The 7071-nt window shown below is 51.5% G+C and carries 8 protein-coding genes; 3 read left to right on the top strand and 5 right to left on the bottom strand.

The genetic code is table 11. From position 1 onward, the window contains the following. Positions 1 to 156: 156 nt before the first annotated feature. On the top strand, positions 157 to 1833 hold the full coding sequence (gene betA, locus ACVBEF_RS19855) for a choline dehydrogenase (protein ID WP_447125644.1): 1677 nt from the start codon (positions 157 to 159) through the stop codon (positions 1831 to 1833). A 506-nt stretch (positions 1834 to 2339) separates the two neighbouring features. On the opposite strand, the gene ACVBEF_RS19850 is transcribed toward betA, so the two are convergent. The 3 genes from ACVBEF_RS19850 to ACVBEF_RS19840 all read right to left on the bottom strand — a co-directional run bounded on the left by ACVBEF_RS19850 (position 2340) and on the right by ACVBEF_RS19840 (position 3588). Next, positions 2340 to 2645: a hypothetical protein gene (locus ACVBEF_RS19850; protein WP_447125643.1), complete on the bottom strand. Its 306-nt coding sequence runs from the start codon at positions 2643 to 2645 to the stop codon at positions 2340 to 2342. Positions 2646 to 3053: 408 nt separating this feature from the next. Beyond that, the gene (locus ACVBEF_RS19845; protein WP_447125642.1) at positions 3054 to 3476 is read right to left on the bottom strand and encodes a hypothetical protein; all 423 of its coding nucleotides are present in this window, start codon (positions 3474 to 3476) and stop codon (positions 3054 to 3056) included. After that, on the bottom strand, positions 3460 to 3588 hold the full coding sequence (locus ACVBEF_RS19840) for a hypothetical protein (protein ID WP_447123868.1): 129 nt from the start codon (positions 3586 to 3588) through the stop codon (positions 3460 to 3462). Before ACVBEF_RS19840 ends, ACVBEF_RS19845 begins: the two co-directional genes overlap by 17 nt. A 31-nt stretch (positions 3589 to 3619) precedes the next feature. On the opposite strand from ACVBEF_RS19840, the gene ACVBEF_RS19835 reads away from it, so the two are divergent. Continuing rightward, complete coding sequence (locus tag ACVBEF_RS19835) at positions 3620 to 3829, top strand: hypothetical protein (protein WP_447125641.1); 210 nt, start codon at positions 3620 to 3622, stop codon at positions 3827 to 3829. Positions 3830 to 3881: 52 nt separating this feature from the next. On the opposite strand, the gene ACVBEF_RS19830 is transcribed toward ACVBEF_RS19835, so the two are convergent. After that, positions 3882 to 4115 (bottom strand): hypothetical protein, encoded by a 234-nt coding sequence (locus ACVBEF_RS19830; protein ID WP_447125640.1) that lies wholly within the window; start codon positions 4113 to 4115, stop codon positions 3882 to 3884. 488 nt (positions 4116 to 4603) lie between these two features. On the opposite strand from ACVBEF_RS19830, the gene ACVBEF_RS19825 reads away from it, so the two are divergent. After that, the gene (locus tag ACVBEF_RS19825) at positions 4604 to 5503 is read left to right on the top strand and encodes a crotonase/enoyl-CoA hydratase family protein (protein WP_447125639.1); all 900 of its coding nucleotides are present in this window, start codon (positions 4604 to 4606) and stop codon (positions 5501 to 5503) included. 126 nt (positions 5504 to 5629) lie between these two features. On the opposite strand, the gene ACVBEF_RS19820 is transcribed toward ACVBEF_RS19825, so the two are convergent. Continuing rightward, positions 5630 to 7071, bottom strand: a 1442-nt coding sequence (locus tag ACVBEF_RS19820; protein ID WP_447125638.1) for an EAL domain-containing protein, incomplete at its 5' end; no start/stop codon positions are given.

The following is a 7071-nucleotide window of genomic DNA, read 5'->3' as shown; positions in this document are numbered from 1 at the left end:
GTCGCCTTTTCTTTGGTTACTTTCTTTTGGCGAAGCAAAAGAAAGTAACCGGCTGTCGGGCCGCCCCCGACCAGCATCCACGGAGCACAAACCGTTTCAACAACGCCCCGACAGTGACCATGACCGTGACCGCATAACCTCAAAGGTAACCACCAAATGTCCCAACCAACCCAATACGACTACATCATCATAGGCGCAGGCTCAGCCGGCAACGTCCTGGCCACCAGACTAACCGAAGACCCCCACACCACAGTGCTGCTACTAGAAGCAGGCGGCCCCGACTACCGACTAGACTTCCGCACCCAAATGCCAGCAGCCCTAGCATTCCCCCTACAAGGAAAACGCTACAACTGGGCCTACGAAACCGACCCGGAACCCCACATGAACAACCGCAAAATGGAATGCGGCCGCGGCAAAGGCCTGGGAGGATCATCCCTCATCAACGGCATGTGCTACATCCGCGGCAACGCAATGGACTACGACGGCTGGGCCAAACAAGACGGCCTCGAAAACTGGTCCTACCTGGACTGCCTACCCTACTTCAAAAAATCCGAAACCCGCGACACAGGCGCAAACGACTACCACGGCAGCGAAGGCCCCATCAGCGTCACCACCCCCAAGTCAGGCAACAACATCCTCTTCCACGCCATGGTAGAAGCAGGCGTCCAGGCCGGCTACCCCAAAACCGACGACCTCAACGGCTACCAGCAAGAAGGCTTCGGCCCCATGGACCGCACAACAACCCCCAACGGCCGCCGCGCCAGCACCGCCCGCGGCTACCTTGACCAAGCCCGGAACCGCAGCAACCTCACCATCGTCACCCACGCGCTCACCGACCGCATCCTGTTCGCCAAAAAACGCGCCATAGGCGTCGCCTACCTGCACCACAACACCCCAACCGAAGCTCACGCAAAACGCGAAGTACTACTCTGCTCAGGTGCCATCGCCTCCCCACAAATCCTGCAACGTTCAGGCGTCGGCCCCGCAGCATTGCTACGCCAACACGACATCCCCGTAGTCCACGATTTACCCGGCGTAGGTGCCAACCTGCAAGACCACCTGGAGGTCTATCAACAATACGAATGCAAGCAGCCAGTCTCCCTGTCCCCCGCGTTGAAGCTACACAATCAACCCGCAATCGGTGCGCAATGGCTCTTCATGGGCAGCGGAACGGGGGCCAGCAATCAGTTCGAAGCTGGTGGATTTATCCGCTCCGACGAGCGCTTCGCCTGGCCGAATATTCAATATCACTTCTTGCCGGTCGCCATCAATTACAACGGCAGCAACCCGATCAAAGTCCACAGTTTTCAGGCTCATATGGGATCGATGCGCTCACTCAGCCGCGGCCGTATCCATCTGAAATCCAAAGACCCACGCGAACATCCCAGCATCCTCTTCAACTACATGGCCGACGAACAAGACTGGCAGGAATTCCGCGCCGGTATCCGCATCACGCGCGAGATCATCGGCCAGCAAGCATTGGCAGCCTACGCAGGCAATGAAATTTCACCCGGCAAGCACGTACAAAGCGACGCCGAGCTAGATCAATTTGTGCGCGACCATGCACAAACCGCCTATCACCCATCCTGCTCAAACAAGATGGGCTATGACGATATGGCCGTGGTCGATGCAGAAGGGCGGGTGCATGGTCTTGAAGGATTGCGCGTGGTCGATGCTTCCATCATGCCGATTATCACCACAGGTAACCTTAACGCCCCGACGATCATGATCGCCGAGAAAATCGCCGATAACATTCGCGGGCGTGCGCCGTTGCCGCGGATTGTTGTGCCGTATTACGCGGCTGGGGATGCGCCAGCGCGACGGGTGGACTAGCAGTATTGAGGATTTTGTAAAGCCGTACTAAGCCGATCACTCATAAAAAATGCGACCCTACGGTCGCATTTTTTATGACGTTGTTACTGATGATTATTTGATGATTATTGACGCTTCTTTTCTTCTTTTTTTACCTTCTTATCAGCCTTCTTTTCTTTCATCGATTTAGCAGGCTCTTTCTTTACCGCTTTTTTCGTGTCTTGACTCTTACTCATAATATCGCTCCGTCGGTAAATATCGATACACCATCATTGATTACATCATCGCTGTAATTGGTATCGTTGCGCCAATGATAATCCTTTGCGTGCGTAATAGGATGTGAATAGTCCGTGAATTGTGTGAGTTACCTGCATTTGCCGCGTGTAATTGCGTAAATGGCATCCAATTAGGCGCGGTTTGGATTTGTTCTGATGAGGGAAGGGGCATACCGGATACCCGCAGGTCGCAGCGGTGATAGGCCTTGTGGCCTATGTTGCCTAGGCTTGCGGGGGATTTTTTGCGTGCGGTTAGCGTTGTTTGCAAGCGTCGATTAGTTCGACTTCTTGTACGGCATGGTTGCCCAATAGCCGGGCTGAGGTGAGTGCGAATTTTTGCAATGCTGTGCAACCGGTTTCACTAACGGCCAGTGCGGCGGCATCGGTGTGATCGGGTTTGCGTTGGTGACGCTCATTGGCTTCGAGAATGTCGAGGACTGTTGTGATGCCTAGTCCGACATCTGTTGAGAGGGTGGCGAAGTCGGTGAGGAAATGGCGTTGTTTGGTGTTGTTGAGGGAGTTGTCTTGAGATGGTTCGGGAGCATTGGTGAATGGCATCGTTCTATCCTTTAGTCAGGGTTTGACCGGTCCCGTTGGATAACGGGGTGGGCGGCAAATGTCAGAGTTGAACGACTGGCGATCTATACCAGAAACCAGCAAGCGCAAAGGCTTCTCCGGCACTGCCGCCCTTAGAGGACGAACTTAGGGCCCAGACCGCATGACGCGGTCCGGGTATAGATCATTCAGGCGTTCAAGCCTGCGTTCCTTTGACAGGAACTGCCGACACGATACCTTCGTGGATAACTGAGGTCAATCGGAAATAGTCGGTTTTTTGTAATTGCGATTTTGTTTGGTTTTTTTGTCGTTGGGGCGGGGTTTGTTTTGTGATGGGGGACTGGTTCGGTTGTTGGTTAATGACACGGGTTGTGCTCCGTTGTTGCTAGCCGGGAGTGGCCCGGCGGCCAGTCACTTTTTTTGCTTCGCCAAAAAAAGTAACCCAAAAAAGGCGACCGCAAATGCTGCTGCCCTGCGGGTCCCCAAATTTTCCAGCCACCCGTCGGGTCTGAGGACCAACTCGCTGCGCTCAAACATGTCCTCAGACAATTCCCGACGGGCGGCTGAAAAATTTGGCAGCATCATATGACGGGGTAGGTCAACGTCAAAAACAGCAGCCTTGTTGATGATGGGGGTCCTCACTCTATCAACAACGGAGTGGTTGACGTTGCAGTTGTTTTTGAAGTGCAGGCGGAGCCACTTTTGACGTTGCTTTTGACGTTGCTTTTGACGTTGCTTTTGACGTTGCCGGCGCAGCCACCGTTGCAGTTGCTTTTGACGTTGTAGTTGCTTTTGAATTGGCAGTTGACCTACCCCGTCATTTGACGCTGCCACATTTTCCTGCCACCAGACGGATCAGGCTGATGACATGTTTGAGCGTAGCGAGTTGGTCATCAGACCCGGCTGGTGGCAGGAAAATGTGGGAACCGCGAAGCGGCAGCGGCATTTGCGGTCGCCTTCTTTTTGGTTACTTTTTCTTGGCGAAGCAAGAAAAAGTGACCGGCTGCCGGGCCGCCCCCGGCAAGCTTCCACGGAGCACATACCGTATCAATTACCAACCGAACGTTGCCGTTGCCGTTGCCGTTGCCGTTGCTTTTGAAGTGGCAGTTGACCCACCCCGTCATATGACGCTGCCGCATCTGCGGTCGCCTTTTTTTGGCGAAGCGCACATAAAAAAAATCCAGTAATTTTATGAATTACTGGATTTTTACGCTTTGCTAATCGTCTGTGGTGATTTATTTAGAGACAAACCGCCATGCTAAATCCTTCGCGCTTCAGTTTTGCCTCGGCGTCTGGTGTGCTGACTCCTTTAACTGCCTTGAAAACAAAACTTCTATCGTAGGCGAAGCAAGTGAATTCTTTTTGCGCTTTTGCGAGTGATTCTGATAACGATTGAGTTGCTTTGTCCGACGCATGTGCTGTACCTGCGTAAATTCCACCTGGTAAAACAAATGCCAAAGTAGTTTTTTTCAATACGTTGCGTTAACGGTCAACGGGAAATTCTGCAATTCGCTTTGCGTTCAGGTGGTTGCGTCTGCAAGGTCAAGAACAACGGCAACTACAGCTACATCTTCTCTCAATGTATGGTGAGTTAGGAGATCTTGCCTTTGGGGATGTTGATTAGTGACGTTACGCTTACCGGTAGAACACGCCGGACCACTAATTGACGAATATTATTAAAAGACTATCTTAAATCCGGGCTTATTTTGATGCATTTTTATTTGTATAAAAGAATGCGAGCTTAATCACCGCAGGAGAGCGTTGAGATGTCATTTCTATTGGGAAATGTTGTAAAATAAAAAACCTCGTTTGAGACGGAACGATTATTGTGCCATATCTGATTTCGACGCATTTTGTGTCTGATACAGATTGAGGAAATCTGATTTATTATGCGATTCGAGCATATTTGTATTTGTCACTACTTTGTGACTCGCATTTTATTTATTGGATTAGTTTTCTGAATGCCATTACTTAATCATCCTAAGACCCGTCGTTTTATTGAGGCTGGTAGCCTTTCCCAAATGTCCGCCTGGTATGAAGCAGAGCGCAATGTGATGTGGATGATGTTGCATGCCCATCCGCGACCCTGTTTCAATCCCGAACTTCTCAAAGACATCTCAAACCTCACGCGAGCAGCGCGTGCATTTCACTTACCGATTGATTTCTGGGTCACCGGATCGACTGTGCCGGGGTTGTACAACGTCGGCGGTGATTTGTCATATTTTTCGCACCATATTCGCTCCGGCGAGCGTGCGCCTCTCATGGCGTATGCCCGCGCCTGCGTTGATGCGGTCTATGAGGCAATGAATGGTTTTGGTGTCGGCGCTATCACGATCGCCATGATTGAAGGAACCGCGCTGGGTGGCGGATTTGAAGCTGCACTGGCGCACGAATATGTATTGGCGCAAAAGGATGCAAAGCTTGGTTTTCCAGAAATTGCCTTTAATCTGTATCCAGGCATGGGTGCCTATTCATTAGTGGCGCGCAAGGCGCATATGCGTCTTGCAGAACAACTTATAAGTACTGGTGAAGCGCATAGCGCGGTATGGCACCATGAAAAAGGTCTGGTAGACCGCTTGTTTGAGCCGGGGGATGCCTACAAAGCAACCCGTACCTTCATTGATAGCGTGCGGCCAAAACTCAATGGTATTCGCGCAATGCTGCGTACCCGCCGACGTGTGTTGCCGATCACCAAGACCGAGCTGCTTGATATTACGGAAGACTGGGCCGAGTCCGCATTTCAGTTGCAAGAGAAAGACCTCGCTTATATGGAGCGGCTGGTGCTGCTTCAAAACAAGCGCGGGATTAAGTCTCCGGCAGCGACCGTGAAAGACATTTCTGTGACCGCGATAGAAGCTTAAGTCGGCTATCGGTTATCTCTTCTCCGGCAGGCTGGTGGTAAGCACAGCTGGATTCATCGCTAAAACTAAAAAGCCCCGGAAGTCGGTCACTTCCGGGGCCAATTGCTTTCGATTTTTGCCGCTAACTTACAATCTGGATTTTGTAATCAGGCGGACCACTTTACTCGACGATGCTGGCATCCAGGCATTAAAGTCTGCCAGTTTCATTGGTTTTCCGAACAGAAACCCTTGGGCGTAATCGATGCCGATATTGCGCAAGAATTCTGCTTGCTCTTCGGTCTCGACACACTCGGCAACTATTTTCAGGTTCAATTCGTGACCTACTGCGACCATCGAGCGTACCAATGCTTGCGCTTTGGCGTCGGTGTGAATCGACTGAATAAAACTACCATCAAGCTTCAGTACATCCAGCGGCAAACGCGCCAGTTGCGACAATGACGAATAGCCAGTACCGAAGTCGTCCAGATGTACCTGGGCACCAAGTTCGCGGAACATACGAATGAGGCGATGGGCTAATCTTTCGTCCTCTATCAGACAGCTCTCAGTTAATTCGATATCGACCATCGAAGGTGACAGATCGTTCGACAGAATCGCTCGGGTAAAGTCTTCAATGATGGTCGGGATGCGTAGTTGGCGTGCCGATACATTGATCGCAATACGTAAGTTTAGTCCTTGCTTTTTCCAGATCCCAGCCTGTTTTGCTGCCGTTTCCATGAGCCAACGTCCGAGCGGAACGATCAACCCGGATTCTTCGGCATACGGAATAAACGCCCCCGGCAGAATCAAACCGCGCTCTGGGTGATTCCAGCGAACCAAAGCTTCTACGCTATCTACTTTTCCTGTCAAAAGAGAGACTTTTGGCTGGTAATACAATTCAAATTGATTGTCGCTCAGCGCGTTACGCATGTTGTTATCGAGCCATACGTATTCGCTGATTTTCTTGTCCATCTCTTTGGAGTACACGCAGTATGTGCGTTTGCCTGCGTCTTTTGCGACATACATTGCGGTGTCCGCGCTGCGTACCAAATCTTCGAGATTGGTGCCATGCTCGGGGAACATCGCAACACCAATAGAGCAGCTTGAGTAGACTTCTGCGTGCTTGAGCCGAAACGGCTGCTTCATGCGCTCTAGTATGCGTTGCGCCGTCGCTTCAACTGCAACTTGCGACCGGGTTGCAACCATCACCAGAAATTCATCGCCGCCCAAGCGCGCAATCACGTCGTTTTCCGTCAGGCAGGTACCCAGAGCAACGGAGACTTCTTTAATGAGCGTGTCGCCGGTGATGTGACCGTAGTGGTCATTAACCTTCTTGAAATTGTCCAGATCAAGGAATATCAGACCGAAGGAGGCTGCGTTCGGTGTCGTCACCGCCATTGTGATTTTTTCTTGAATCGCATGGCGGTTGGGCAGGCCGGTTAAGACGTCGATGTTAGCCATGACGATCAAGCGCTCTTGCGCCCGGATTTCTTCGGTTACGTCGGTACCAGAGCAAACAAGGTATTTTTCCGGCACGCCGCTACCGGACTCGATCATCGTGTTGCGCCACCGAATCATTCGAATACCATTTT

Source organism: Glaciimonas sp. GG7, from assembly GCF_052976905.1.
This window is presented reverse-complemented; position numbering and strand designations above follow the sequence as displayed.

Coding starts and splice junctions, on each gene's coding strand:
- ACVBEF_RS19825 (WP_447125639.1), top strand. CDS start 4,604: ATGCCATTACTTAATCATCCTAAGACCCGTCGTTTTATTGAGGCTGGT.
- betA (WP_447125644.1), top strand. CDS start 157: ATGTCCCAACCAACCCAATACGACTACATCATCATAGGCGCAGGCTCA.
- ACVBEF_RS19840 (WP_447123868.1), bottom strand. CDS start 3,588: ATGCCGCTGCCGCTTCGCGGTTCCCACATTTTCCTGCCACCAGCCGGG.
- ACVBEF_RS19850 (WP_447125643.1), bottom strand. CDS start 2,645: ATGCCATTCACCAATGCTCCCGAACCATCTCAAGACAACTCCCTCAAC.